The 26,542-nt window shown below is 68.4% G+C and carries 21 protein-coding genes; 12 read left to right on the top strand and 9 right to left on the bottom strand.

The window, feature by feature from the left end; translation table 11 throughout:
- The first annotated feature begins 5 nt into the window (after positions 1 to 5).
- Positions 6 to 1,301 carry an aminotransferase class V-fold PLP-dependent enzyme gene (locus ACOOHF_RS07985; RefSeq protein WP_420464099.1) on the top strand — a complete coding sequence of 432 codons (1,296 nt, stop codon included), beginning with the start codon at positions 6 to 8 and terminating at the stop codon, positions 1,299 to 1,301.
- A gap of 49 nt (positions 1,302 to 1,350) precedes the next feature.
- Positions 1,351 to 1,848, top strand: coding sequence for a hypothetical protein (locus ACOOHF_RS07980; protein ID WP_420464098.1), 498 nt, complete (start codon positions 1,351 to 1,353; stop codon positions 1,846 to 1,848).
- Between the two features lie 102 nt (positions 1,849 to 1,950).
- Here ACOOHF_RS07980 and ACOOHF_RS07975 read toward each other — a convergent pair whose 3' ends face one another.
- Together ACOOHF_RS07975 and ACOOHF_RS07970 are read right to left on the bottom strand one after the other, a co-directional pair.
- Positions 1,951 to 2,484, bottom strand: coding sequence for a thermonuclease family protein (locus ACOOHF_RS07975; RefSeq protein WP_420464097.1), 534 nt, complete (start codon positions 2,482 to 2,484; stop codon positions 1,951 to 1,953).
- Positions 2,481 to 3,272 (bottom strand): DUF6503 family protein, encoded by a 792-nt coding sequence (locus ACOOHF_RS07970; protein WP_420464096.1) that lies wholly within the window; start codon positions 3,270 to 3,272, stop codon positions 2,481 to 2,483. The genes ACOOHF_RS07975 and ACOOHF_RS07970 overlap by 4 nt, the downstream gene beginning before the upstream one ends.
- A gap of 105 nt (positions 3,273 to 3,377) precedes the next feature.
- On the opposite strand from ACOOHF_RS07970, the gene ACOOHF_RS07965 reads away from it, so the two are divergent.
- The 8 genes from ACOOHF_RS07965 to ACOOHF_RS07930 all read left to right on the top strand — a co-directional run bounded on the left by ACOOHF_RS07965 (position 3,378) and on the right by ACOOHF_RS07930 (position 12,962).
- Positions 3,378 to 3,956: an FKBP-type peptidyl-prolyl cis-trans isomerase gene (locus tag ACOOHF_RS07965; protein WP_420464095.1), complete on the top strand. Its 579-nt coding sequence runs from the start codon at positions 3,378 to 3,380 to the stop codon at positions 3,954 to 3,956.
- A 19-nt stretch (positions 3,957 to 3,975) separates the two neighbouring features.
- Positions 3,976 to 4,788 (top strand): fumarylacetoacetate hydrolase family protein, encoded by an 813-nt coding sequence (locus ACOOHF_RS07960; protein WP_420464094.1) that lies wholly within the window; start codon positions 3,976 to 3,978, stop codon positions 4,786 to 4,788.
- Between the two features lie 275 nt (positions 4,789 to 5,063).
- Positions 5,064 to 9,410, top strand: a complete 4,347-nt coding sequence (locus ACOOHF_RS07955; RefSeq protein ID WP_420464093.1) for a M14 family zinc carboxypeptidase — start codon at positions 5,064 to 5,066, stop codon at positions 9,408 to 9,410.
- Positions 9,411 to 9,494: 84 nt separating this feature from the next.
- Complete coding sequence (locus ACOOHF_RS07950; RefSeq protein ID WP_420464092.1) at positions 9,495 to 9,950, top strand: c-type cytochrome; 456 nt, start codon at positions 9,495 to 9,497, stop codon at positions 9,948 to 9,950.
- Positions 9,951 to 9,971: 21 nt separating this feature from the next.
- Entirely contained in the window at positions 9,972 to 10,142 is a 171-nt protein-coding gene (locus ACOOHF_RS07945; RefSeq protein ID WP_420464091.1) for a hypothetical protein, read from the top strand.
- An 88-nt stretch (positions 10,143 to 10,230) separates the two neighbouring features.
- Positions 10,231 to 10,758 (top strand): DinB family protein, encoded by a 528-nt coding sequence (locus ACOOHF_RS07940; RefSeq protein WP_419934469.1) that lies wholly within the window; start codon positions 10,231 to 10,233, stop codon positions 10,756 to 10,758.
- A gap of 745 nt (positions 10,759 to 11,503) precedes the next feature.
- Entirely contained in the window at positions 11,504 to 12,601 is a 1,098-nt protein-coding gene (locus ACOOHF_RS07935) for a 6-bladed beta-propeller (RefSeq protein WP_419934468.1), read from the top strand.
- 166 nt (positions 12,602 to 12,767) lie between these two features.
- On the top strand, positions 12,768 to 12,962 hold the full coding sequence (locus ACOOHF_RS07930; protein ID WP_419167633.1) for a hypothetical protein: 195 nt from the start codon (positions 12,768 to 12,770) through the stop codon (positions 12,960 to 12,962).
- A 48-nt stretch (positions 12,963 to 13,010) separates the two neighbouring features.
- Here ACOOHF_RS07930 and ACOOHF_RS07925 read toward each other — a convergent pair whose 3' ends face one another.
- The 7 genes from ACOOHF_RS07925 to ACOOHF_RS07895 form a co-directional block, all read right to left on the bottom strand.
- Positions 13,011 to 14,783, bottom strand: a complete 1,773-nt coding sequence (locus ACOOHF_RS07925) for a carbon starvation protein A (RefSeq protein ID WP_420464090.1) — start codon at positions 14,781 to 14,783, stop codon at positions 13,011 to 13,013.
- A 27-nt stretch (positions 14,784 to 14,810) separates the two neighbouring features.
- On the bottom strand, positions 14,811 to 15,806 hold the full coding sequence (locus ACOOHF_RS07920; protein WP_420464089.1) for an ArsA family ATPase: 996 nt from the start codon (positions 15,804 to 15,806) through the stop codon (positions 14,811 to 14,813).
- The gene (locus ACOOHF_RS07915; protein WP_420464088.1) at positions 15,800 to 16,075 is read right to left on the bottom strand and encodes a cory-CC-star protein; all 276 of its coding nucleotides are present in this window, start codon (positions 16,073 to 16,075) and stop codon (positions 15,800 to 15,802) included. Before ACOOHF_RS07915 ends, ACOOHF_RS07920 begins: the two co-directional genes overlap by 7 nt.
- Positions 16,072 to 17,229 (bottom strand): ATP-binding protein, encoded by a 1,158-nt coding sequence (locus ACOOHF_RS07910; RefSeq protein WP_419934464.1) that lies wholly within the window; start codon positions 17,227 to 17,229, stop codon positions 16,072 to 16,074. Before ACOOHF_RS07910 ends, ACOOHF_RS07915 begins: the two co-directional genes overlap by 4 nt.
- Positions 17,230 to 17,750: 521 nt before the next feature.
- Positions 17,751 to 18,890: an amidohydrolase family protein gene (locus tag ACOOHF_RS07905; RefSeq protein ID WP_420464087.1), complete on the bottom strand. Its 1,140-nt coding sequence runs from the start codon at positions 18,888 to 18,890 to the stop codon at positions 17,751 to 17,753.
- Between the two features lie 17 nt (positions 18,891 to 18,907).
- On the bottom strand, positions 18,908 to 21,013 hold the full coding sequence (locus ACOOHF_RS07900) for a prolyl oligopeptidase family serine peptidase (protein ID WP_420464086.1): 2,106 nt from the start codon (positions 21,011 to 21,013) through the stop codon (positions 18,908 to 18,910).
- An 8-nt stretch (positions 21,014 to 21,021) separates the two neighbouring features.
- Complete coding sequence (locus ACOOHF_RS07895; RefSeq protein WP_420464085.1) at positions 21,022 to 22,929, bottom strand: PQQ-binding-like beta-propeller repeat protein; 1,908 nt, start codon at positions 22,927 to 22,929, stop codon at positions 21,022 to 21,024.
- A gap of 1,357 nt (positions 22,930 to 24,286) precedes the next feature.
- Between ACOOHF_RS07895 and ACOOHF_RS07890 the strand changes: the two genes are divergently transcribed.
- The gene (locus ACOOHF_RS07890) at positions 24,287 to 25,600 is read left to right on the top strand and encodes a hypothetical protein (RefSeq protein WP_420464084.1); all 1,314 of its coding nucleotides are present in this window, start codon (positions 24,287 to 24,289) and stop codon (positions 25,598 to 25,600) included.
- Positions 25,601 to 25,740: 140 nt separating this feature from the next.
- Positions 25,741 to 26,445 (top strand): hypothetical protein, encoded by a 705-nt coding sequence (locus ACOOHF_RS07885; protein ID WP_420464083.1) that lies wholly within the window; start codon positions 25,741 to 25,743, stop codon positions 26,443 to 26,445.
- Positions 26,446 to 26,542 lie beyond the last annotated feature (97 nt).

Below are 26,542 nucleotides of genomic sequence, written 5' to 3'. Positions count from 1 at the left end.
ATGTCATGAGGGATTCGCTTGACCCCGGCCGGGGACGCCTGGACCGAAGGGAGTGGCTCCGGCTCGGCGCCGCGGGCGCCGCCGCGCTGGGCCTTCCCGCCTGCGCGGCCTGGAACGAAGGGGAGGCGGCGTCCGAAGCTCCGCCCACTCTCCAGCCTCCGGCGGGCGTGGAGGACGCGGACTGGGAGGACGTACGCGCACACTTTCTCGTCGAGCCCGGTACCGCCTATTTCAACAACGCGAGCATCGGCATGCCGCCGCGGCAGGTGATCGACGCGGTGGCCGCGGGGTATCGGGCGATGGCCGAACTCCCCGCCCGTGGCCGTTCCGACCTGTCGGCCCGGATCGCGGAGGATGTGGTCCCCGGACTCGCCCGTCTGTTCTCGGTCGATGCGGACGAAGTCACGCTCACCCGGAACGCGTCGGAGGCGCTCCACCTGCAGAGCATTGGGGTCCGGCTTGATCCCGGTGATGAGGTTCTGATCACGAGCCAGGAGCACCCGGCGGGGCGCCGGCCGTGGGAGTTCCGGCAGGCACGCGACGGGATCGGGGTGAATCAGGTGTTCATCCCCAGCCCGCTGCCGGCCGAAGAGGAACTCCTCTCCCGGATCGAGGAGGCGATCACGCTTCGTACGCGCGCGGTCGCCTTCTGCCACGTCACACGGGGCGGACACCTCTACCCCGTGCAGGCGATCTGCCGGCTGGCCCGCGAGCGGGGTCTCGTGAGTCTGGTGGACGGCGCGCAGGCCGTGGGACAGTTCCCGATCGACCTGTCGTCACTCGGCTGCGACGCGTACGCCGTCAGCCTCCACAAGTGGATGCTGGCCCCGGCCGGTACCGGCTTCCTGTTCGTGCGGCGGGACGCACGCGACCGCATCCGGACGGCCTTCGCCCCCGACGCCACCCCGGAACGGCCGCAGTTCGAGCCCCCGGGCACGGCGGCCTTCCCCGTCCGTGCGGCCATCGGCTCGGCCGTCGACTTCGTCACGACCCTCGGCGTCGAGGCGGTCGAGGCCCGGTGCCGCTTTCTCTCGGACCATCTGAAGTCCCGGCTCGCGGCAATGCCCGGCGTCACGCTACTGAGCGGGGCCCGCGAGCAGAGCGCGCCCGGGTCGACCATCTTCGAGAAGGAGGGCCTCGACGCGGTGGCGGCGGTGGAGGCGATCGAGACCCTCGCCGCGGCGCACATCGACGAGCACCAGCGCGACGGGCACAACGCGATCCGGGTCTCCACCCACATCTACAACACGACGGCGCAGGTGGACCGCTTCGTCGAAGCCCTGGCCCGGACGACGGGCTGACGTGGCGCGGGCAAGCGACCCTCATCTTCCCTCACTTCGGGAGGCACGAATGATCTGGTCCAGACGCAACGCAGGGATCGCGGCAGTCGGTGCGATCTTCCTCATCGGCGTGACCGCCTGCGCCAGCGGCGAGTCGGGCGAACCCGACAGCGCCGGCGAGGAGCCCGCTGCCGCCGCATCGGGCGATATGGCGTCGCAGGAGGGGGCGATCTACGAGGTCCGCAACTATCACTTCGACCCGGCCCGCTTCGACGAGTACGCGCAGATCGCGAGAGGCGAGTATCTCCGCTATCTGCGCGAGCACCTCGATATCGTCGGGTTCTGGGTCGAGTCCGGGATCCCCGCGGAGGTCCGGGGCGCGGAGCAGGACGAACTCGGCTCGGCGAACATCACCTGGGTCATCCGCTGGGCGTCGAAGGCCGAGCGCGATGAGAAGCTGCCCCAGGTCCTCGGCACGCCCGAATGGAGGGAGATCTTCGCCGAAGTCCCGGGCGGGGGCGCGAGCTACCTGAGGGTCGAGTCCAGGTTCATGGAGTCGCTCTACTGACGATGGGCGCCCCGTCGGCGGCGATCGCCCGGCCGGCGGCGGTCACCTGGCCGGCGGCGATCACCTGGCTGGCGGCGGTCACCTGGCCGGCGGCGCGAGCCGTCAGCAGCGGTCCTGCCGGAAGTCGGCGGGACGGCAGGTGAAGCCCCACTCCGCCCACAGCCCCCGCCCGGCTTCGGACGCCGCGACCTCCGCCGCCACGATCCGCTCCTCGTAGCGGCGGTTGGGTGGGAAGATGAAGGCCAGCGCGTACCCGCTCGCCACCATGCGCTCGTTGAGCATGTCGCCGCCCGGAAGGTAGAGGTAGGCGAGATCCCGGCCGAAGGTATCCACGCGTTCGATGTCGTACTCGACCGTGAGCGCGGTCCGGACCGGGGCGACGCGCAGCAACTCCTCACGGGCGAGGCCGCCCCACGGTTCCTGGGCGATCTCCGGGGCGTCGATCGACAGCAGGCGGATCTCGCGGCCGTCGGCGCAACGGATCGAATCGCCGTCGATCGCGAAGGAGAGGACGCACTCCGCGCTCGCCACGGGAGGGGGAGGCGCGGCCGGCGTCGACCCCGAGCACCCCGCGACCGCCAGCGGCGCGACGGTGGCCGCGACCGCGAGCGACGGAACCCCGTGGGGGGACTTCACGGACCGACGCGGATCTCCCCGACCTCGTCCGTCCCCAGATGCCGTCCGTCGGCGTTCACATACCACGCCCTGAGCCGCGGCAGCCGGATTCCGCCGCCCTCGGCCAGCCCCTCGAACGTGATGTACTCGCCGTCGTTCGCGCTCTCGTCGTGGTAGAAGCGGCAGCCCACGAGCTGCGCCGTCCCGGGGTCGAAGTAGAAATACCACGTGTCTCCGCCGACCTCGGGTTCGTACGTCACCTTCACCGCCTGCACCGGCCGGTCCATGAACGTCGTCTCGGTGACGTCGGGCTCGATGTACGCACCGGGGTCGGCGATCTTCATCGGAAGACCGGCCAGGAAGCCGTAGTAGCTGCGCCAGAACATCCCGTCCTCCCTCTGCAACCGCATGCTTTCGCGGTCCGCGGCGGGGAGGTCCGGCTCGGCGACCCCGTCGACGGTCGCCGACCAGCCGTCCGTCGTCGTCTCGTACTCGATCTGGGAGCCGCGGTACCGGCCGGAGAGGGCGAAGTCGGGCTCGTCCGCGCCGAACCGGAGGTTCACGGCGACCCTCTCGCCGCCTTCGCCGTCGGTCCCGACCCACGACATCGAAACCGCCTCGCTTCCCCAGACGCCGTCCGGGTCGTGGAAGGCGACGGACCGCGCGACGAGGTCGAGTGCGGGGGTGGTCTCGGCCTGCACGGCCTGGTCGGCCGCACCGTCGTCCCGCGAGGGAGGGGCATCGGCACAGGCGGCGAGGAGGACCGGGGAGACGGCGAGGACGAGTCGGAACAGCGGGTGAGTTTTCATATCACGATACTAGCAGGCCGCCTTGAAACGCCGCTACATTCGGGCGATCCGACGACTCTCCGCACTCTGTCCCGCGGCTGATTCTCTCGACACCGGAGGACTCTCATGCAGTTGGATCGAACAGCCACCTGGTTCCGCCGGCTTCCGGCCGTGCTGCTGCTGCCCCTGAGTGCGGCGTGCGGCGGCGACGCCGCGGAGGACGCCGAGCCTGCGGAGAGTGAAGCGGAGATGCCTGCCATGGCCGAGGCCTCGGACGCGCCCGAGGGCGTGATCACGGACGTGCGCGAGATCACCTTCGTGGCGGAGCTCGAGGTCGATCTCGACGCGATGGAGGAGACGGAGAGCGGACTCTTCATTCAGGTGCTGCAGGCGGGGAGCGGCCCGCCGACCGGCTTCGGGGACGAGATGGGCGTCCACTACACGGTGTGGCTGCCGAACGGGAGCAAGGTCGACTCGAGCCACGACCATACGCCGCCCGAGCCGCTCGACATGGTCCTCGGATCGACCGCGCTGATCGACGGGTGGGTGGAGGGCGTGACGGGCATGCGGCTGGGAGAACGGCGCCGGCTGGTGCTCCCGTACGACCTCGCATACGGCGCGGACGGCCGGCCGGGGATCCCCCCGTACAGCCCGCTCGTGTTCGAGGTCGAACTCGCCGAACACGTGCCCGCCGGAGAGGGGTGAGCGAAATCGGGGTGGCCAGATGACGGCATACGTCCGGTACGTGGCGCGCGACGGCGGAGACGGCGCCCGCTGGGGGGTCATCGAGGATGAGGTCGTCGCGGATGGCGTCGTGGAAGACGGCCGCGTCGAGGAACTCGCGGCGCCCCCCTTCGAGGGGGAGGTCCGCGCGGGCCGGGGACTCCCGATCGACCAGGTCCGGCTCCTCGCGCCGACGCCGCCGTCAAAGGTCATCGCGGTGGGCCTGAACTACCGGAGCCACCTCGACAACAGCCCCATCGGCAGGCGCGAGGCCCCGCCCGAGCCGGGCCTGTTCGCCAAGCTTCCTTCCTCGATCATCGGGCCGGACGCACCCATCCGGATTCCGCCGGATGCGGAGATCGTGCATGCGGAGGGGGAGGTCGTCGTCGTGATCGGCCGTCGGGCGCGCAACGTGAGTCCCGGCGAGGCGGGCGACTACATCTTCGGCGTGACGGCGGGCAACGACGTGAGCGAGCGCGTCTGGCAGCGCGGCGACCTGCAGTGGCTGCGGGCCAAGGGCAGCGACTCGTTCGGCCCCCTCGGGCCGCGGATCGTGGCCGGCGCCGACTGGAGCGACCTGCGGCTGCGGACGCGTCTCAACGGGCGGGTCGTGCAGGACGCGCGCACCCGCGACCTCATCTTCTCCATCCCCGAGATCGTGGCCTACACGAGCCGCTACGTCACGCTCCTCCCCGGCGACGTGATCTATACCGGGACGCCCGGAAAGACCGTGGCGATCTCGCCCGGCGATCGGGTCGAGGTCGAGGTGGAAGGCGTCGGCGTCCTGGCCAACCCCGTGGAGGCCGGCCTGTAAACGGACGGGACAGGAAACTGGACATGAAGACGCTCGCGAAACGGCGGCCGCTTGCCGCCACCCTCAGCAGCCCGTGGCAAAACCCCGCGTCAGCGCCGAGAGCGGTGAAGCGCTCGGCTGACAAGGAGCGACGAGGGAGAATAGCAGCGCTATGTGACCGAGGAGCGACGCAGAGCAAAGCGTTTCAGGCGAGATGCAGCGCCGCTCGAACGCAGCGGGGCTTTTGCCACGGGCTGCTAGCCCTGGCGGCCGCGTTCTCGATTCCCCCGGCCGCGTTGGTTCCGGGAGCCGGATCGGGGCTCCCGGGTTCTCTTTCCGCTCAGGAGCCCCCCGACCCCCCCGACCTCGCGTCGCTGTTCGACCTGGGGATGCTCGTACTCGACACGAACGGCGACAGCGTGCCCGACTTCGTGAACGTGGCGCTGATCCTCGGAGACGACCCCTCGACGGCGGTCCTCGCCGCGGCGGGAGAGGTCGCGGCGCGGCTCGGGTTCGAGACGATGGCCATGGATCTGCCGCTGTCGCGGGCCGCCGCGGGAGAGGAGGTCGCGGTCGTCATCGGGCGCGCCGGGCTCGCGGCCTCCGGGCTCGGGTCCCCGGGGATCGATCCGGCCTCGCTGGATTCCGGCGAAGGGGCGGTGGCGGTGCGACAGGAGGGCGGACGCACCTGGGTGCTGGTCGTCGGTGGGGATGACGAGGGGCTCCGGGCCGCGGCCCGCCTGTTCGCGGGCGTGCTCCCCCACACCCGGACGCTCTCGACGGCGAAGCTGGATCGCGTGCGGGAGGATCTGACCGCGGCACTCGAGGACGGGGGGATAGCCGAGGTCGACGTGCGTCTGACGCAGGCGCGGGCCCGGGCCGGCCAGGCCGGCGTCGGACGGGTCATCGCGGAGGTCGCGGTCGCCGACGCAGACATCGGAGCCGCGGAGGAGGCGCTGCGGGCGCTGGCCACCGGCGACGAAGCGCCCGACCCGGACGCGGCGCCGGAGGCCGAGGCGGACCCGGAGCCTGAGGCGGACCCTGAGGCAGAGGCAGAGGCAGAGGCAGAGGCAGAGGCAGAGGCAGAGGCGGAAGCAGAGCCGGACACCGAGGACGCCGGCGAGGCTCCGCGAAACCCGCTCGCCTACCCCGGGCTGGAATCCGTGGAGGCGAGGCTGGCGGGCGGCCCCACCATCCGGATCCCGGGGCGCGCCCCGCCCGACCGCCCCGGCCCGGTCGCGGGCCGGCCGGGCAGCGGCGGCAAGGACGAGATGGACCTCTCGAACCTGTACACCTCCGACGGCCTGCTCGGCGGCGGGCTGATCCCCGACCGCGTGGACGCGATGCTCGCGCCCGGCGAGGACGGGGTGGACGGGCTGCCCGACCTGGCGGGCCGCCTCGGGCTCGAATCGACCGGCCTGGTCGTGCCGCTGACCGAGTCCGCTTCGGCGATCGACGGGCCCGGCTCCCGCCCCACGCTCGTGCTCGTCGGGGTCGACAACCCGCTCACGCAGCAGCTTGCCGACAGCGCGCGGATCGACCTCGGGGCGCTGGGGGCCGGCGAAGGGCTCATTCAGGTCGTCCCCGAGGCGTTCGGTTCGAAACCGGCGCTCGTGGTGACGGGCGCGGACGCCGCCGGGGCGGAGCGCGCGATCGACCAGCTGGCCCTGACGTTTCCGCATCTGGCGGAGCGCGGTGGCGATCGCCCGACGGTCGACGATGTCGAGCGCGGGCTGTGGGACGCGCTGTCGGGGCACGCGCCCGTGGGGCAGGCGGCGACCGGCCTCTACAAGCTCGGCCGCATCGCCGACCAGCTCGCCGAGCGGCAGATCGCCCGCGCCCACGTGCTGATGTCGGTCGAGAAGGCCGACCCGCAGCTGGAGGCGTACGTGAAGGCGCGCGCGGCGGAGGCGCTGGGCCTCGCCGACATCGACGTCACGATCGACGTCACGATCGACGACCGGGACGTCCAGCGGGCGGCCACCCTCTTCGCCGATACGCTCACACTCCCGTCCGAGGTCGACCGGTTCCGGGAGCTGTTCCGGACCCAGGTCCTCCCCGCGGCGGGGTCCGCAGGGCCCATCCGCGTCGAAGCCCGCCTCAGCGAGCCCCCCGAGATCCGCCGCCAGCTCGAACAGGAGGCGCGCACGGCGCTGATCGATGCGGGCGCGTCGCCCTCGGCCGTCGAGGTCCGCGTCCTGTCCGCCTTCAAGCAGGGCTACTCGTGGCTCGAAGAGGTCATCCTTCCCCTGCTCGAGGGCCGAAGCAGTGGCCGGGACGGGGGCCGGGACATCGGGGAGATCGTCATCCGCTTCCGGCGCAACGACCCGCCCGCCGAGTGGCCGCAGCAGGCGATCCACACGCCGGTCCGGTGGTTGCACGAGATCTTCCCCATCGACGAGGTCCTCGCCCGCGAACTCGGCCTCGAACTGGAGCAGGTGCGCTTCGAGGAGACGACCGAAGGGCCGATCTACGAGGTCGCCGTCTCCGACGGGGACGGCGGCGGGATCCTGAGGGACAGCTTCGAGCCCCGATGGGTGCTGCGGCCGTACTTCGACCGCTTCCAGGACTACGAGCATGTCCGCGTGACGACCGGCTGGATCCACGCCACCGCGGATGACCGGACGCTCGTCGACGAGCGCATCGTCACGGACCCCGAAGCCTTCTGGGACCACTACCAGAGCGTCGTCCTCCCGGCCGTCTACGACTACGTGATGGACCGACACGACGGAATCCCGACGGGCGGGAGCGCGGACGCGCCCTATTTCGGCGAGCTGACGGTCGAACTCGCCATGAGCGAGCCCAACTACCGGCTGGAGATCGACAACGAGATCCACGCCCCGATGGACGCGCTCCACGAGGAAATCTACTTCGGGACGATCGAGTTCTTCGACGTGCTGGGGCGGAACTCGCGCGGGCAGGGCCTCACCTTCCCGGGCCGGATCCTCCCGATCATGCGGCCGCGGGCGGACGGGGCGCCGGCGGAACTGCGCGTCAACTTCACGGGCTTCGCGACCTCGCGGCCCGCCGTGGTCGTGGCGTTCGAGGACGCGGAGGGCGCGGCGGACACGATGCGGCTCGACATCCCGAAGACCGCGCTCGAGCGGCCGTCCGCGAGGCTGGCCGTGGTGCGCGCCGGCGAGCCCGGGATCGCTCACCTCGGCCTCCGCGTGCGGGTCGATACCGACGCCGACGTGCGCGACAGCCTCCTCACCTACGCGCCCGCGGAACAGGTGGATCGGAGCATGGTGTCCGCGGAGCAGATCGAGGCGACGCTCCGCGAGATCGAGGCGCTGCGCGCGGCTGGCCTCTACACGTCAGAGCTGGCCTGGGCCGGACTCGGCTCGCTCGAGGTGTGGGCCGAGTGGAGCCACGAGCAGGACCCCGACTCGCGCCGCACCGCCCACCTCGCGGCCAACGGGACGCCGCCGGTTCTGCCGGACTGGCGCTCGCTCCTCCCGGAGGGCTGGAGCTACGGCGGCGAACGCCTCGTCCAGTGGGAGACGCCCATCCCGCCGCCCGAAGGCCACGAGATCCTCGCCAAAATGGCGGACGCGTTCGACGAGGCCACGATATACAAGGTCGGCGAGTCCTACCTCGGCAAGGACATCTGGGCGCTCGATCTCATGCCGCCGATCGCGGCCTCGCACTGGTCCCGGGTCAAGGCGACGACCTTCAAGCCCACCGTCATCTACTCCGCGCGCCAGCACGCGAACGAGGTTTCGTCGACGAGTCACGTGCTGCGGCACGCCGAACTCCTCCTCACCGACCCCGAGCAGCGGCCCAGGCTCAACGAGGTGAACGTCGTCATCCACCCCTTCACGAACCCGGACGGGGCCCAACTCGCCTACGACCTGTACCGGATCACGCCGGACTTCATCCTCCACGCCGGCTATCTGGGGTCGCTGGGGATCGACGCGACCTCGGGTTCGGGGGACGATCACCCCATCTATCCCGAGGCGCCGGTCCGAAATCGGCTGTGGGGTCGCTGGCTGCCCGACATCTTCCTCAATCCGCACGGGTATCCCTCTCACCAGGTCGTGCAGCTGTTCAGCGAATACACCGGTCTCGTGCGGCGGGGCCGGGTGACGGAGCGCAACTGGGGATTCAACAAAGGCTGGTTCATGCCCGGCTTCGGGTACGTGGACAGCCCCGACCTGCCCCGGCACCGGGACGCGGCGTTCGAGATCCGCGACTACATCACGCGCGGCATCAATTCCAATCGCGATGTCTTCGAGATGAACCAGCGCAACTACGAACGCTACCGGCGCTACGGAGCCGAGTACGACGCGGACGTATTTCGGCTGCCGATGACGGACAGCGTGCTCATACAGATGCCGCTGAAGGGATCGAGCGGGGAGAGCCGGTTCGGGTTCGACGCCCGAATCACGATCTGGAGCGGAACGACCGAGGCCCCGGACGAGACCGCCTACGGGCCGTGGATGGAGCTGGTCGCGAAGGCCGGACTGTCATGGGACCAGGCGCTGCTCGACTACCTCTACGAGGGAGAGCACGAGGTGAAACGCTCGGGCTCGTCGTTCTTCGGGGGGGTGTCGCTGCGCATGAACCGGCCGCGGCCGCCCGGGGACGAGTCGGAATCGGAGGACGACGAGACCGTGACGACGGCGGGGGCGGGCGGCTGAGCGGCCCGCACTTGCCCGGGGCTCGGTCTCGAAATCAGGTTGGGGCCACTTCTTCAGGCGTTGTCAACCAGAGAGGGACTTTTGATGCGGATATTGGCAGGGGGACCATGGCGGAGCCTCCGCGGGTCGATCGCGGCGGCCGTCATCGCGACGGTCTTCGGAGGGTCGGCGCTCGCCGCCCAGGATGAGGAAGCCCAGGAAGCCGAGGCCGAGGCCGGGGTCACCACCACGCAGGGCGTGTTCAGCGAGGAACAGGCCACGCGCGGGGAGGACGTATTCTACAACATCTGCGCCGAGTGCCACTTCGAGGAGGATTTCGGAGGTCCGTTCATTCAATCCTGGGTCGGCGCCTCGGTAAAGGATCTCGTCGACGAGATCGTGGCCACGATGCCGGAGGACAATCCGGGTGGCATGCCCACCGAACAGTACCTCGACGTCGTCACCTACATGTTCAAGCTCAACGGCATGCCCACGGGCGAGGACGAACTCGCCACCGATGGCATGGATGCGGTGGAGATCGCAGTCGAAATCGACCCCTGACGCCCTGAGCGAGCCACACCGGTGAGACCGGACCCAAGCTCGGAACCCCCGGTGGTCGACGCCCTCCGGATGTCGCCGGACGCCATGCTCGACCTGCAAAGGAGGCTGAGCTTCGAAGGCAACCGTCAGGGCATGGCCCAGGACTCGGGCCCGATGCACGGGGCGGTCTTCGGCCTCTCGATGAACTGGTAGAAGACTTGACCGCAGCACACTCGGCACGGGCCGACCGTCCCTCTTCGGGGCGGGCGGCCCAGCCGGCCGCCGCCGTTTGCGCACCGGTGTGAGCGACCTCTCGGTTACCTACGCGACGGGGGACTCGTTGGCAGGGGTCCAGGCCGGGATCGACAGTTGCCTCGCGCGAGCGCTGGACCGCCCGCGGCTTTCCGTATCCGCGCCCGATATTTCGGCGTGGAGCGTTCAGGACCATCTCGAGCACCTGCTTTTCTCCGACCGGAAGGTGCTGGGCTGGGTCGTTGAGGCGTTGGCCCTCCCGAACCCGGAAGCGCGGGCGCAATCCCCTCGGGAACTCGGGGTGGCGCTGCTGGCTCGCGGCTCGATTCCGCGCGGGCGGGGACCCGCGCCGGACTTCACCCTGCCCACTGGATTGGAACCGGCCCTGCTGGCGGAAGGCTTTGAGCGCCTCCGCGACCTGGCCGAGAGGCTGATCTCCCGGATGGGGGAGATCGACGCCTGCCTCCACACCCACCCGCACCATGTGCTCGGCCACTTCACCCCAGCGGAGTGGCTACGCTTCCTCCACCTCCACCACCGCCATCACGACGCAATCATCCGCGACATTTTGGCATGAGGGGCTTGCTCTTGGTAGCCGCTCTTCTGGCCACCCCGGCTGCCCCCCCGGCCCAATCCCCGAACCCACTGCCCAGCCCGAGCGTGGACACCCTGGAGGGGGGACGCGTCCCGGTGCGGAATCCCTCACCCCGGCGTGCGGATAACGCCGAAGTGTGGGAACTACAGGAGACCCTGCGGCTCGGCAGATTCGAGGGCTCCACGCCGGACGTCTTCGGCGACATCCACGACGTAGCGGTCGACTAGCCGGCTTGACACAGTTGCTAAGGCTCCCCTTGCGGGACGGCGCATCAGGTGCCACTCATTTCTATCATCACCCACCAAGAGGAGGACATGATATGATGAAGCGCATCACTGCAGCCGTCGGCCTTCTTGTGGTTAGCGCTCTCGCGCTGACTGCTCCGCTCTCAGCCACCCTAGACGACTCTGCTGCTCGCCTTCCCGAAGTTTCCTTCATCATTTGGCGAAGTTTCAGACGACTTCATCATTTGGCACATGGACTGTGCCGTGATCGGTGGGAGCATCATTATCCACGCCCACGTTACCTGCCTGTACTGGGAATAGAACCATTGGCTGACCCCCGGATGAAGTGGTGGCGGCAGTTGCGGTTCCACCGAACAAGACGCGCCCTTACTGCGGCATGTATCGGTTGGCTGATGCCCTTGTCAATGCAAGGGGAACCGCGATGGGACGGGGTGTTCCCGCAGCAAGAGGTAGCCATAGACACCCTTGGGGGTCGCCTTCTGGTGACGACAGTTCGCCCGGGATCGGACAACGATACCGAAGGGTGGAGGCTGGTCGAGGAACTCAAGCTCGGCACGGTTACTGGGGATCGGCCGCAAAGCTTCGCCGATATCCACGACTTAACGGTCGACGGAAGTGGGCGAATTTACGTGCTGGATGTCGGATCGAAGGAGGTCCGTGTTTTTGATCGTAGAGGTGGCTTCGTAAGGAGTGTGGCGCCCGAAGGTGGCGGTCCGGGTGAGTGGCAGTACAGACGGCGTGCCAATCAGCAAGTCGTGTGGCAGGCACCCAACCGGCTCTGGATTACGGATGGTCGGCAACGGGTGATCCTCGACACGCTTGGAAACGAGCTGAGTCGGCTCGCGTCGGATCGCAACTATTTCCGGGCGGGCGAGTTACCGACATCAGCCAAGGTGATTGGCGCGGATGCTCGGGGGTCGGTTTTTGCCCGCGTGGATGTCATCGACATCCGAGGCTTCGGCCAAAGCGTTGTTCCCCAGTACACGTATGTTGCCCGCTTGCCAGTTTCGGCAGCACACGAGGTGCTTCCGGGAGATACGCTTTTGATCGAGACGCGGAATATCACGATGAGTGGCGGCAACCCACAAAGTGTGGGAGCTGGGCGTGGACAACTAACCCTGGAGCGGCCACAGGGTACTGCGACCGCTCGATTCGCGTGGACTGTTGAGCGCGACGGAACCTTGTGGCTGGTACAAAGAGCGAGGTATCGTTTTGACAAGCTGACGTTCAAGGGAGACACGATCCGTACGGTTCGGATGGGAGACGCTGAGCCTTGGCCCGCGAACGAGTCGGAGTTCACCCCCGTGATTGCGGACCTCGATTCGTCACCCGAGGGGTGGCTCTGGGTGAGGCGAGAGGAGGCGGAAACGGAAGGTGCGACGACGTGGCATGTCCTCGACAACTGCGGTCGATACCGCGGCACGGTTACTGTGCCTGTCCGGCTCCGGGCGCTGCACGTTGGAGGGGGCGGCGAGGTATACGGTGTTGCGTCGGACGCTTTGGACATCGACTACGTATACCGTTTTCGTCTAGTCAGCACCTCCGGCATTCCGGTATCCGCCGAGACCTGTTCCTTCTAACGGGTCGCTCATCAAACGACCACGCGGGTTCGCAGGGCTCCCAAAGGGTTGTCACCTCCACGCCTGTTGGCGGGCATTGAAGACTGGCTCCTCGCTGTTCGAGGTGGATGAGCGGCGGTAGAGTGGCGGGATCGGCGGCGGTGGCGGCCGGTGCCCGAGCGGGACCGTGACTTGTCCGGTGGTCTCCGGGGCCGGGCGGGCGGTGGAGGGACGCGGAGCGGCCGGGCGGGACGGCGGCATGGCGGAGAGGGGACTGTTCGAGCGGGCGCTGGGTCTTCAGCGGCCGTGGCGGGTGGAGCGGACGGAGTTCGACGCTGCCGAGCGCCGCCTGGACCTGCACTTGGACTTCGAGGCGGCCTGAAACAGCGAGGAACCGACTTCCCAGAGGCCGAGCAGCGGCCTAACGCCCCTACGCCCCAGCTCTGCCCGCGCGCACGCGGCGGATCGCGGCGGCGCCCTCGAGCAGGAGCCAGATCTCGAGGATGAAGATCGCGGCCCCGATCAGCAGCAGCATCCACTGGTTCGTCCCGAAGAAGCGGTCGAGGTTGATGACCATGGCCCACGTCGTCATGAGGAGCAGGAACGCCATCGGGACCATGGTCACCCAATAGTTGCGTCCCTTCCGCATCAGGTAGAGCGATACGATGAGCAGCGTGAGGCCGGCCAGGAGCTGGTTCGTCGTTCCGAACAGCGGCCAGATCATCATGCCGCCGGCGCCCCGGTCGACAGACAGGGCCAGAGCCGCGCAGCTGACGACGGCGATCCCGGTCGCCACCCAGCGGTTCTGGATCGCCTTCACATTGTATTCGACGCCGAGTTCGCTGATGATGTAGCGCTGAAGCCGTATCGCCGTGTCGAGCGTCGTCGCCGCGAAGCTGATCACGACGACCGAGGCGAAGATCACTGCCACGCTCTCCGGAATCCCCAGACCGCCCGCCAGCACGCCCACGCCGTTGACGAAGGCGGTCGCGGCGCCCGCCGTCGCCGCCTCGAAGCTGCCGTAATGCTCCTGCCACAGGACGAGCCCCTGCGTCGCTCCCACATCGCGGCTGAGGAAAATCGCGAACCCCGCCGTACACGCGATGATCGACGTCACCGCGAGCGTCCCTTCGCCGATCGCGCCGCCGTAGCCCACGTAGCGGGCGTCCGTCTCCTTCGCCAGCTGTTTGGAGGAGGTCCCCGATCCGACCAGGCCGTGGAAACCGCTGATCGCCCCGCACGCGATGGTGATGAAGAGAAGCGGCAACCAGCCGGGCGTGTCGGCGGGCAGGTTCGTGTTGACCGGAGGGGCCACGACCTCCGGGTTCAGGACGATCACGCCGGCGGCGATGATCCCCAGCGCCACGAACAGCTGGTGACCGTTCACATAGTCGCGCGGTTGGAGGAGGAGCCACACCGGCAGGACGGAGGCCACGAAGGTGTAGGCGAAGAGGATGAAGATCCACCCGACCCGCTGCCCGTCCGCGGCCGCCGCATCCCCCGCGGCCGCCGCATCCCCTCCCGCCGCGGCCAGCTGCGCCTCGGTCGGACTGAACCCCGCGAAGTCGGGCAGCGTGAACGGCATGTCCTGCCCGAACCAGATGAGCACGTACAGCGTGGCGAGCGCCCCCAGCGAGGGGAGGAGGATTCCCGTCCCCGTCCGGTAGATGAGGAAGCCGACGATGAGCGCGACGACGAGCGACCCCCAGACGGGAACCACGGCGCCGGGGTTCGCCATGAACAGGTTCGCGATGATGACGGCGAATACGGCGTTCACCATCAGGAGCAGGAAGAAGATGATGAAGAGAAAGAGGACGCGCGCACGCTTGCCGAGGATCGACTCGGTGAGCGTCCCGATCGACCGCCCCTTGTGGCGGCTCGAGATCCACAGGGCGGCGAAGTCGTGCACCGCCCCGGCGAAGACCGTCCCGAGGACCACCCAGAGGAAGGCCGGCAGCCAGCCCCAGATGACGGCGATCGCCGGTCCCACGATCGGCGCGGCCCCGGCCACCGAGGTGAAGTGGTGCCCGAACAGCACATGCTTGTTCGTCGGCACGTAGTCGACCCCGTCATGGAACTCGTGCGCCGGCGTCACGAAGTCGGGATCGAGCTTGAACACCTTCCCGGCGATGAAGCGCGAGTAGATGAGGATTCCGGTCAGAAAGGCCAGCAGGCCCACCACCAGCAGGACGATCGCGCTCATCGGGTTACCTCCGCCTGGAAGTCCGTACTACGGTTCGTATACCGGAATCCGTCTCAGGGCGTCCACCCCCACCGGATCGGAGTCCTGGAGGTCGACGCGGAGGACAGGCCAATCTCCGAGACTCTCTGAGATCCTCGCAAGGTAGCCCGCCTGACGCTCCCGTCTCGCGGCGAGGAACGGGTCCTCCGTCGCGCCGCCGTCCCGCCCCGGGAGGAGCTGGTTCACGACGATCGCTCCCACCGGAACGGCGTGCTTCGCGAGGGCCTCGACCGCCTTCTCCGTCTCCCAGATCGGGAGACGTTCGGGGATTACGACAAACACGAATGCGGTCCGCGCCGGGTCGGTCAGGATTCGCCGCGCGCGCTGGAAGCGGTCGCGCCGCTCCTCGAGCGCCCCGAGGAGCGGGTCGTTCTCGAGCGCGGACGTCGCCTCGGACCCGGCCACGTTCTTCCACATCTGGGCCAGGGCTCCCACCTTCCGTCGCCGCTTGATGAGCCCACCGATCCAGGTCGTCATCAGCTCGGGGAGGGAGAGAAGGCGCAGCGTCTGCCCCGTCGGGGCGGTATCGAAGACGAGGCGGTCGTAGTCCTCCCTCTCATTCTCGAGGATGTGGGTGAAACGGTCGAAGAGGGCGGACTCGACCGCGCCGGGCGAGACACGGGCGATGTCGATCTGCCGGTAGACTTCGCCCAGCAGCCGCGGCGGGGCCGCGGACGCGACCCGCTCCTTGACGGCCTCGATGTAGCGGTCCGCCTCCCGTTCCGGATCGACCTCCATGGCCCAGCAGCCCTCCGCCACGCGCCGCGGCCCATCGCCCAGATCGGTCTGCAGCACGTCCGCCGTGGAGTGCGCCGGATCGGTGGAGACGAGGAGCGTGCGGTGCCCCCGTGCGGCCATGTCGAGCGCGGCCACGGCGGCCATGGTCGTCTTCCCCACCCCGCCCTTGCCGCCGAAGAAGAGGATCGGCCGGTCCGGAAACGGGAGCGGCTTCCGGGGCTGGCCCGACTTCGATTCGCTCAGCAACAGCGGAAGCCGCCCTCGGGCGGATGTTCCATGCCGACCCGGACGTGCCACTGGTGAAACTCCTCGATGAGCGACGGATAGAGTTCGAGCATGTAGAACTGGATGGGGTTCGGCACGCCGAGCAGGTCCGAGAAGCCCATCAGCATGAACGCGTCGTGCTGCCGCAGGTACTCGCGGTGGATCGTGGCCCGGTACGGAGCGATGTACATCCCCTCGTAGATGTCGCGCGCCTCCCGAAGCCAGCGCCGCCAGCGAACGTCTCTCTTCACAACCACGCCAGCGGCCCCTGGTCCGGGAGGAGGTTGCGAAGGAAATCCCGAACCGGCAGGCACCAGATCCCGCCGACGCGCAGGCGTTCCCTGCCCCGGTACAGCACGGCGGCCTCGGCCTCCGGGTAGTCCTGCCGGAAGGTCTTCAGCGCCCTCAGGTCCGCGGAGTCCACCCGACCGGTGTTCTTCACTTCAAACGCCTGCAATCCCGTGTCTCCGTAAACGATGAAATCGACCTCGGACCCACCTCGCGTCCGCCAGTAGAAGATACGGACGTCGAATCCGGAGTAGGCCGCCCACGCACGCAGATGCTGGGCGACGAGACCCTCGAGCGCCTGTCCGTCGATCTCCTCGGCCCGATCGAGAGGTCCCCGGGGCCGCAGCGACCGGAAGACGCCCGCATCGAACAGGTAGATCTTCTCCCGCACCACGGTCGCGCGCTTGGCCCGCTTCCGAAACACCGGGACCCGGAACGCGAGGAGCAGGTCTTCGAGGATTCCGACGTAGGAAGAGACGACCTTGCGCTCGACTTCGCACTCGCGGGCCACGGCAGCGGCATTGAGCTGCGATGCGTGCGAGAAGCTGACCGCTTCCAGGAACCGCGCGAACTGCCCCACGTTCCGCGTCAGACCCTCGGCCCTGACTTCCTGCTCCAGATACAGGCTCGCGTACGCGTCCAGAACCCCCGCGGGGTCGCCCGCATCGAGCACGAGTGGCAGGAGCCCGAGGGTCAGCGCCTGCTCCAGCTGGAAGTCGGGTAGCTCGGACGCCATGAATGGATGCAGCGTCCGGTGCAGGGCGCGGCCACCCAACAGGTCCATGCCGCCCCGGCGGAGCTTTCGGGCGCTCGATCCCGTGAGCGCGAAGCGTGGAGGCGCTGGCGCCTCCAGGAGGGCGTGGACGACGGTCAGCAACTCCGGAACTCGCTGGATCTCGTCGATGACGACGTTCGCGCTGCGGGGCGAACCCTCAAGGAGTTCCCGGAGCCGCTCGGGGCGGGCGCTCAGCCTGCGGTGTAGCGCGGGCTCGAGGAGATCCAGGTACAGGGCGTCCGCCAGTTGTTCGCGCAGCCAGGTGGATTTCCCGGTGCCGCGCGGACCGAACAGGAAGAAACTCTGTGCCGGAATCTCGAAAAATCGACGTATAAGTGCCATTTTGCGTCGCAAATCGGAATCAACGATTCCTCAATCGAACCCTCGTTGCCTCTGCCGTCAAGAGACACGGCGTGAGAACGGCAGCGCTCGCGTCAGGGACCGAGCGCATGGATTTGCAATGTCGTAACGTGGAGTTTGCAACATCATGGACTGGGTGATTTGCAACATCCTGAGGGCCGGTATTTGCAATACTCTCAGCGGGGGCATCTGCAATGTTGCCGGGCGGTCCTGCAAATCTCGCCCGGAGCTGGACGGGCGCCGCGCCGATGGGCTGCGTTAGGTCTGGATCTCAGGATGGTTGTTCACCGGCGCGAGATTCCGAGCAATCATGGGAGTGTCGGCGCCCCTGTGTCGGCCTATGCCAATTGAAAGTCCCATTTTGAATTGGCATAAGGCTTCGCAGGGACCAGCAACAACCCCCAGGCAGTAGGCGCGACGAGGAAGCATAGCAGCGCCATGTCAGCGGGGCTCTTGCCACGGGCTGTTGGGGGACCTGCAGTGCATGGTAACCCTGGCGGAGCTCAGCCACCATCGGAACCTGCCAGCTGGCGCCGCTCCCAGGCGCGGACTCGGGGGATCGCCGCGTCGAAGATGCGCTCGTAGTTGAGGCGCTCGACCTGTTCCCGGACCGTCGGGTCGAGCCGTTCCCACAGCGGGTCGTATACCGTGTAGTTGCCGACGTAGGCGTCCCAGTCGGCGGGGGCCACGGCGTCGGTGCCGAACAGGAACCGCGTCGGATGCCCCTCGATCAGCGCGGTCCATGCCTCGAGCGACGCGTCGTCCCGGACGAGGTATTGCGCGACTTCGTCCCAGGAGATGTCGAGGGCCACATGGTCGTAGCGCGGATCGGAGAGCATGCGGTCGAGCCAGACGACGTGCCCTTCAGACGGCGCGATGAAGCGCCCCAGGCCCGTGTGCGCCCAGATGATCGTCGTCTCTGCGTGGCGGGCGAAGATATCCAGCAGTTCCGCCGCGTGATGCGGCGGCTCGTTGGGGCGGACGTGATCGATATCGTTGTGGAAGATGACGACCAGGCCGATCTCCCCGGCGGTGGCCAGGATTCGGTCAAGGGCCGGGTTGCGCAGACTCGCCGCGTGTCCCGAGACCTTGGACGACACGAACTCCTTGTGGATGCTGAACTCGCCGATGCCGGCGAACACGCCGGGGAAGGTGAGCAGGGCGCGCTCAATGTGGTCGGAGGCGTACATGTCCGCCGGGTTGAAGCCCGTGATCATGGGATCGACGCGCCGGCGGTCCTCCTCCGGCAAGGCCAGGTATTCCTGCGCGATCACCGCGTCCACGAACGAATAGTAGTACAGGTCGGCGTTCGAACTCAGGTAGTAATCGGGCGCGTGGTCGCCCGACAGGAAGTAGTCCCATTTCTGCTGCAGCGGGATCCCGAACATGGCCACCCGCCCGACGCGACCGGCCGTCATGTCCAGATAATCCCGCGCCGTTCCGCCTCGCTGGATGTAGTTCAGGAGGTGTAAATGGGAATCGTTGAACAGCGCGGCGCTGCCCGTTTCGGCCGAAGATGTCGCCGTCCCCGCGACGGATGGGGTCGGCGTCGCAGTGGGGATGCTCGCGGTCTCCACCTGAGCACGCCCCGACGCACAGCCGGCCAGGAAGAGGGGGATGGCTGCGAGACCGGCCCGTCTCATGTCCCGGATCTCCCGGATCACTGCTCGGACGTCGAGGGGGAGCGCAGCCATTCCTCCCACCATTCGAGTTGGACCCACATGCGGTGCATCATGCGCCACGGCGTCCAGCCTCCGTGGTAGGACTCCGGATAGCGCACGAACTTCGCCGGCACCTGCTGCTTGCGGAGCGCCACGTACATCTGTTCAGCCTCTTCGACCGGCACGCGGTGGTCGTACTCCCCGTGGACGAAGAGGGTCGGCGTGGTCACGCCCTTCGCGTGGATGATGGGAGAGGACCGCAGCAGATTCTCGAGTCCCCGCTCCTCCCACGGCGGCCCGAAGAACTCGCTCTCCTTCGTACGCGGGATATCGGCCACGCCGTAGTCGCTCACCCAGTTGGAGATCGAGGCCCCGGCGACGGCGGCGGCGAAGCGGTCGGTCTGCGTGATGACCCAGTTCGTGAGGTAGCCGCCGTAGGAATAGCCGGTCACGCCCATGCGGTCGGTGTCGATGTCGTAGTTCGCGATCGCGTGGTCGACACCGGCCATCACGTCGTCGTAGTCGTTGAAGCCCCAGCCGCCCCACGTCCCCCAGCGGAAGTCCTCGCCGTATCCGGTCGAAGCCCGCGGGTTGGTGAACAGCACCATGAACCCGCGCCCCGCGAGCAACTGCTGGTCGAACGAGAACGTGTTTCCGTACGCCCCGTGCGGCCCGCCGTGCATCTGCAGCACCATCGGGAACCCGCCCTGCCCGGCCGCGTATCCGCGCGCGGGGAGCATCCAGCCCTCGACCTCCGTCCCGTCCGGGCTCTGGAAGAGGAGGCGCTCGGGACGCAACAGTTCGATCTCGGCGAGCAGGTCGCGATTGATCTCGGTGAGGCGAACTTCGCTCCCTCCTCCCGCATCGGCGGTCCAGACATCGCCCGGCTCGGTCGGCGCCGTCATCCGGAACGCCATGCGTGAGAAGTCCTCGGAGAACGAGAAGCTGCCGAGCCGCCGATCGCCCTCGGTCACCTGCTCGACCGCACCTCCGGCCTCGGCGACGCGGAAGAGATGCGTGCTGCCCCGGATCCCGGCGGAGAAGTAGACGTACCGGCCGTCCGCGCTCACCTCGGGTCCCCCCGGGATCAGATCCCATTCGGAGGTGAGGTTGTGGACGCGCGTCCCGCTCTCCGCGTCGAACACGAACAGGTCGGACGGCGCCCCGCGGTCACGTCCTTCGGCGATGATGATGTCGAGACCCTCGTTGCCCCTCACGACGATCCGTTCGCCATCCGCAGACCAGGCGGGGGACGAGTAGCTGTAGCCGTCGTCCGTGAGCCGCCGGACCTCGCGGTCCAAATCGACGACCCAGAGATCGGCCCGCTCGTAGCTGTGTTCGTCGCGCTGGTGGGCGTCGGCCGTGAAGGCGAGTTGCCGGCTGTCGGGACTCCACGCGAGTCCGGAGGCGTCGAAGTCGAGTTCCGTGAGCTGTCGCGGCTCTCCGCCCTCGGACGGGAGCAGGTACACTTCCCGGGGCGGCGTCGCGTTCGGATCGCGCGGGTCCGGCAGGTATCCGCGCCGGTCGAAGCGGTAGTTCATCCAGTCATACACCCGCCCGTCGAAGCGCTCGACCGTCCGCCGCTCGAAGTCGGAGGCGTAGCTTCGCTCCGGCGGGGGCGGGGGCGGAGTGGGCCGGGTGAAGGCGATCCAGCGGCCGTCCGGACTGAACACCGGGGACCCGCCCAATCCCGGGAGCTGGGAGGCTTCCCCCGCCGGGCGATCCATCCTCAGGAACCAGGTGCTCCCTTCGCGCGAACCGTCCGGGCCGGGCCGGCTCGAGGTGAAGACGAGGTAGCGGCCCTCCGGGCTCCAGCGGGGCGAGGAGGCGCTGAAGCTCGGGCTCGTCACGCGCATCGGATCCCCGGACCCGTCGGCGTCGGTGAGCCAGATCTCGCTGTGTCGGCGGTTCTCCTCCTCGAGGACCGAAGTCACGACGTAGGCGACCTGCGATCCATCGGGCGACAGGGCGGGACTCCCCGCGTCCTGCAGCCGGTAGTAGTCCTCGAGCGCGAGGGGGCGACGCTCCTGCGCGGCGAGTCCGTGGGCCGCGAACGCCGCGGCGAGGGTGATCGACGAGAGCAGGTTCGAATTGCGAACGCGCATGGCGAGCCTCACGGCGACGGTTCCTGGGGACGAATGCGATAGGCGAGAAGAAGATTGCCGGGCATCTGGCTGAACAGGTCGTATCCCGAGTTCACGAGAATGTAGCCGCGCGCGACGACCGGCCCCGGGCCGTCGAGCGCGCCGCCGCGGCCCGGCACGCCGTTCACGGTCTCGAACTCGCGGGCGGTGTCCACATCCCACAGTACCGAGCCGTCCTCCGTCGAGTAGGCGCGCAGGTGGCCGTCCAGGCTCCCGGCCAGCACGGCACCCTCGATCGCGGTCGGCGCGGCGGAGAAGTAGGGCATGCAGCCGGGCCGTCCCTGGCAGACGGTCAGGTCGGGCTCGGCGCGCCACAGCACCTCCCCGGCTGCCAGTTCGAGCGCGTAGACGCCTGGCGCGGGAGGATCCTCGCTGTTCGCCTGCGTCAAGACGCCGGTGCGGGGGTCGACCATGACCGCGAACGCATGGTCGACGTTCGGCACGTAGGCGCGCCGCCCATCCGACACCAGCCCCCAGTGGATGCCGCCGAGCGCGCTCCCCTTCCCGATCCGGCGCGCCCACACGAGTTCGCCCGCCGCATCGGGGTCCAGGGCCCACACCATCCCCGACTTCTGGCCCGCCACGAGCAGCTGGGACCCGTCGTCGCGGGTGACGAGGATCGGCGCCATCCCGAAGTCGTGATCGGGACCGGACGGGTCGGGGCAGTTCTGGAAGTTTCGCGGCGTCTGGCAGGCCATGTTCCAGGCGTCGCCCTCCCTCCCCTGGAACGTCCAGGCCGCCGTCCCCGTCGCCATGTCGAGCGCGATGATGGCGTCGCTCGCCCCGGTCGTCGGTCGGGTGTAGTTCTCGCCCGTCCCGATGTAGAGGAGGCCGCGTTCGGCGTCGACGGTGGGACTGGACCACACCGGCGCGCCCGACGGCGCGAGTACCCGCGCTCCGACTTCGTTCTCACCCACGTGCCGGGGCGTCTCGGGAACGGTCATGAACGCCCACAGTTGCTCGCCCGTCTGCGACGAGAACGCGACGACGCCCCCGCTGGAGGTGCAGCACTCGTAGGTAGGATTTCCGGCGGTGAGGATCTCCATCGAGGAGAGCGGGACGAAGACCCGGCCCTCGTGGACCGCCACGCTCCCCGTGACCACGTGGTCGGAATGCGTCCCGGCGGTCGCCCGCCACCGGAGTTCGCCCGTGACCGCGTCGATCGCAAACACGTTCGTCCCGAAGTCGGCGAAGAACGCGGTCTGTTCCCCGTCCGGCCCGTCGCCGATCGCGATCGCACCGCGCACCGCCGCGTCCGCCGCGAACACCCAGTGTACGCAGCCCGTCGCGAGGTCGATCGAGTACACCTCGCCGTACGCCGAGCCGACGAGGATTCGGTCGCCGAGGACCGCCGGCTTCGAGCGCACCTGGGTCGCGTCAGGGAAACCGAACGCCCACGCGAGTTCGAGCTTCGGCAGGTCGGCGGCCGTCAGCCCGGCGCGGCTCGCGTCGACGAACCCCGTTTCGCCCGCGCCCCCGCCCCAGCCGGACCAGTGCACGGCGCCCGCTCGCTCCGGCGGGCTCGCACAGAAGGCGGAGGAGGGCAGGCGGGTCTCGACGAGCGTCTCACCCGTGAGCCATTCCGCCACGACGCGCCGCTCCTCGGGCGTGAGCTGCTCGCCGTGCCGGCGCATGCGTCCGCCCTCCAGCGCACTCAGGACCGCGCGCGGCGTCATGGCCCCGAGCGTCGTGAGCCCGGGGGCGCGCACCGTGCGTTGCCCGGAGTGACATTCCGCGCACGAGGCGACAAACACCTGCATGCCGGGACTGTCGTCCATGGGGGGCGGATCGAGCAGCCCCCGTACCGGCTGCTGGGCGGCCGCCGGCGTCATGCCCGCGGCGGCGAGTATCCCGGCGAGGACGGTGGTGATGCGCATCGAGCGATTTCTCCCGGGTGACCCGACTGGAGGACCACGAGTAAAGTACACGCCGACATCGCACGGCGGCACGGCAGATCCGGATCTTGCCGCGGACCGCGACAGTTCCGCCAGCGGCGACCCCGCTACGCTCGTGTCCGCGGCCGCCGCCGTCAAACCGGGCAACTCCAATTACACTCCCTGCACGTGCGGCCCGTCCCAGTCTTTTCCAATACGGAGATGAGCCTGAAGGAGGCCTCGGCCTGGGTGAGGGCGCGGGGCCGGTTTAGCATCTGGAAGCAGTGTTGATGCTGGCGGTACGGCTCGCAACGGCCGGGGCGTGCGGCGGCTTTTCCGTGGTTCCTCATCTGGTTCTTCAAGCGGCGAAGGTGCCGGCGTCGGCGAGGTCTCGGACCAGCTGACGGGCGGGCCACGCGGACGGCCTTGGCGGCATCGAGGCCCGAGGTGGCCGCGGCGGTCTTGTCGAGCTGTTCGAAGGTGACGCCGTCACGGAGGAAGTTCTCGGCATCGGGGAGGGACTTGAGCTTCTCGTAGGGGGTGGCGACGTCCTGTTCGCGGTAGTCGACGCGGACGAAGCCGGGGCGGCCTTGGGGGTCGGGCCTGCGGCGGACGCCGATGGAGACCTGGACGGGGCGGGTCTTGTCCAGGGAGAGGGCTCCCAGGCGGTAGTCTCGCCGCGCGCGGAGGTTGTAAATGTGGCCGTTGGAGATGCGCGCGAGGCGCTCGCAGCGCCCGTCGCCGTGGACCTCGTACTGGCGGCGGAGGATCTCCTTGGTGGCGGGTCCGAACCCGCGAGAGGCCGGTCACCTTGGCCAGGTAGGCCCCGAGGAGCCCCTTGTCCGACCTCCCCGGACGGTGGTGGTAGCCGAACCTCTCCAGCGTCCGGCGTACGAGGACGTAGGCCGAGTCACGGTCGGCCAAGACGAAGTCGGCCGCCTCGTTGCCGTCGAGGAAGGCGCGAACCTGCTCCAAGGTGCGGATCCGTTCGGTGCGAAGCGTCACGATCATGCCTCCATGATCTCATCGCCCCGCGCTTCAGGCTCACCTCCCGGTGGAAACCCGTCCCCCGTTCAGGCTCATGTGCCGTTGGACAAGGCTCCCCCTTGTTTAGGGGGGCCCTATCGCAGCATCTTCGGGCGTGAGTCCCGGGCGTGAGTCCCGGGCGTGAGTCCCGGGCGCGGCTGCCTTAGACCCGGGAGGCTCGATGTCCAATTGTTCGCGCGCCGGTTCCCGCTCTCCGTTTCCCGACCGGCCGTTGTTCTGGCCCTTCCGTTCGATGCCGCGTCGGAAAGCGCGCAGATACCGCCGTTCGCCCTCGCCGCGCCAACTCACCGCTCTCGGCCACCCGGCGCTGGGCGTGGGTTGTCTGGTCGTGCTCGCGGGGTGCGGCGAATCCCTGGTGCCGGACCCGCCGCCCTTGACCGTCGGGCCGCCGGTAGCGGCTTCCGTCGTCCCGGCTGCGCCGAACACGGGGATTCTCGCGGATGCCGCGGAACTCCCCCGGGTCAAGGACGTGGTCGGGGGCCTCCTGAAACCCGGCTGCGTGCTTCATTACCGCACGCGGGACGATCTGTACGTCGAACACCGGTTCGAGCTCCGGTTCAGCCCGTCGGCGCGCGAGGCTTCGGGTCGTTTGCGCATCCTGTTGTACGGGGTGGACGTAACGGTGAAACGGCCGACCGCCGACACGGCCGACGCGGAGATGGAGACGCTGCCGAAGGGGCTGGGGATCAGGTCGGTGTGCAAGATCCCGGACACGGCGCTCGGCGAGTCGGAGGCGCGGGCGTTCATCGAGGACGAGCTACGCAACAAGGGGATCGACGTCGCCGCCAGTTCGGCCCAGGGGTCGGCGGCGCGCGGGCCGGTGGGCGAGGCCGCCCGCCTGGCCTGGTCCGGAGTCCGGGGAGTTTGGAACTGGCTGGCACCGCGACCGCTGAGCGCCGCGCAGGGCAGGATCGAGTTTTGTGAAACCTGGGTCGAACCGGGCGATGCCGGAATCAAATGCACCATAATCGAGATCACCGTCATGTGTCCGTTCGGGCTCGATTTCGAGGCTTCGAGCGGCGACTGCGTCGGCGGGCTCACGAGTTCGACTCCGATTCACGTGTTCATAACGCCGCCGGCTTCCAACCTTGGTGGCTTGCCGCCCGGAGGTACGAAAATACCGGTCGATCCGGGTGATGACGGCGATGACGATGACGACGATGATGACCCCGTAATCGCCGACTGCGATGACGCGAGAGACGGTCTGGCCAGGGAGTACGCCGAAAGGCGCGTTTGGGGCGACTGGCCTTGCACCAAGTTCAACAAGACTCATTCCGAGCTGATTGGCGTCGGCACCAGCGGCTACCACAGTCGCCACGAGGGCTTTGGGTACATCAACGGAGCGCTACCGAATGGAATCACGAGGGTCGAAGCCCTCTTCAACATCTCGATGGTCTACACGTCGGGCTATCGCTGCCCGGAACGGAACGCTGCGGTATCGACCAGTCGCAACCCGGACGGGAGCCACCACATCTTCGGCCAGGCCGTAGACTTCTATACGGCGTCGGGGTGGGGGGAAGACCTGAAGAGACGGATCCATGAGTGGGGCTCAGACCCCCAGAACGCAGCCGAATCCATCAACTATTCTTACGCACTTGGCAATCACAACCACTTGGCCTGGAGGTAGGAATGAGACAGAGTCGCTATCCAATCATACTCGCTCTGGTAGCGCTCGCTACGGCCGCCCCGTCCTTGGCCGGGCAGGCCGGACCGGCTCGGTCCCAAGCCGAGATTGCCCGGGACCTCCGGAGCCATGACCGTGACAGGGTGGCCCACGCACTGGGCGAGGTGCCTCTGGGCTACGACCCGGACGATCTGTTAGGGTGGAAGTTCCCCCCGGACTATGTAGTGACACCCGAACTGTCGGCAGCGCTCATCAGCGCGCTGGACCGGGAGGCCAGACTGCACATGGACGGCTGCACCGTGACGGGCTTTGAGGGCAGCAGACACCTGGAGCTTTCGCTGGACCTCATGCACTACGTGATCTCACTTCGGGATCCCGCCAGCATCCCGGCCCTGGTGCAGCTGATCTGTTCCGGTGGGTCGGTCCAGCAGGCGTTGCTGGCATTCGGCCCCGCCATCATTCCAGCGGTCGTAGAGTGGGCGCAATCCCCGGATGCCGCTTGGGACGATATCATCGCTTCGTTGCGGGCCCTGGCCGCAGCCGAGGCTCGGTGGGGAAAGACCATGCCCGCCGAAGCGCGAGCGAACATCAAGGAGGTCGCGCGGCTGCATCTCGGCCCGCCGCAAGAGCGTGTTGTGAACCCGTTGGAAAGAGAATTCGTACTTGAGCAGGCGATCACTCTGGCCTCGATGTTGCGCGACCCCGACCTGCTGGCATCTCTGGAGAACATCGCGGAGAATGGCCATGAGGCGCTGGACGGCACAAAGCGTCCGGAGCTGGAGGCAGAACTGAGAGAGTACGCCCGGCAGGGGTCCGCTCGATCCCTGTGGGCAACACGACGCCAGTGAGGACACAACACTCAAGCGGCGGTGAGCGGCACACCCCTTCCCGTCTCAAGAGGGCAAGCGAGGCGATATCGGCGGTCCTGCCTCTCATAATTCGAGG

It is taken from the genome of Candidatus Palauibacter sp. (assembly GCF_965216145.1).
Taxonomy (GTDB): Bacteria; Gemmatimonadota; Gemmatimonadetes; order Palauibacterales; family Palauibacteraceae; genus Palauibacter.
The sequence above is the reverse complement of the archived record's forward strand: the minus strand, read 5'-3'. Positions and strand labels throughout refer to the sequence as shown.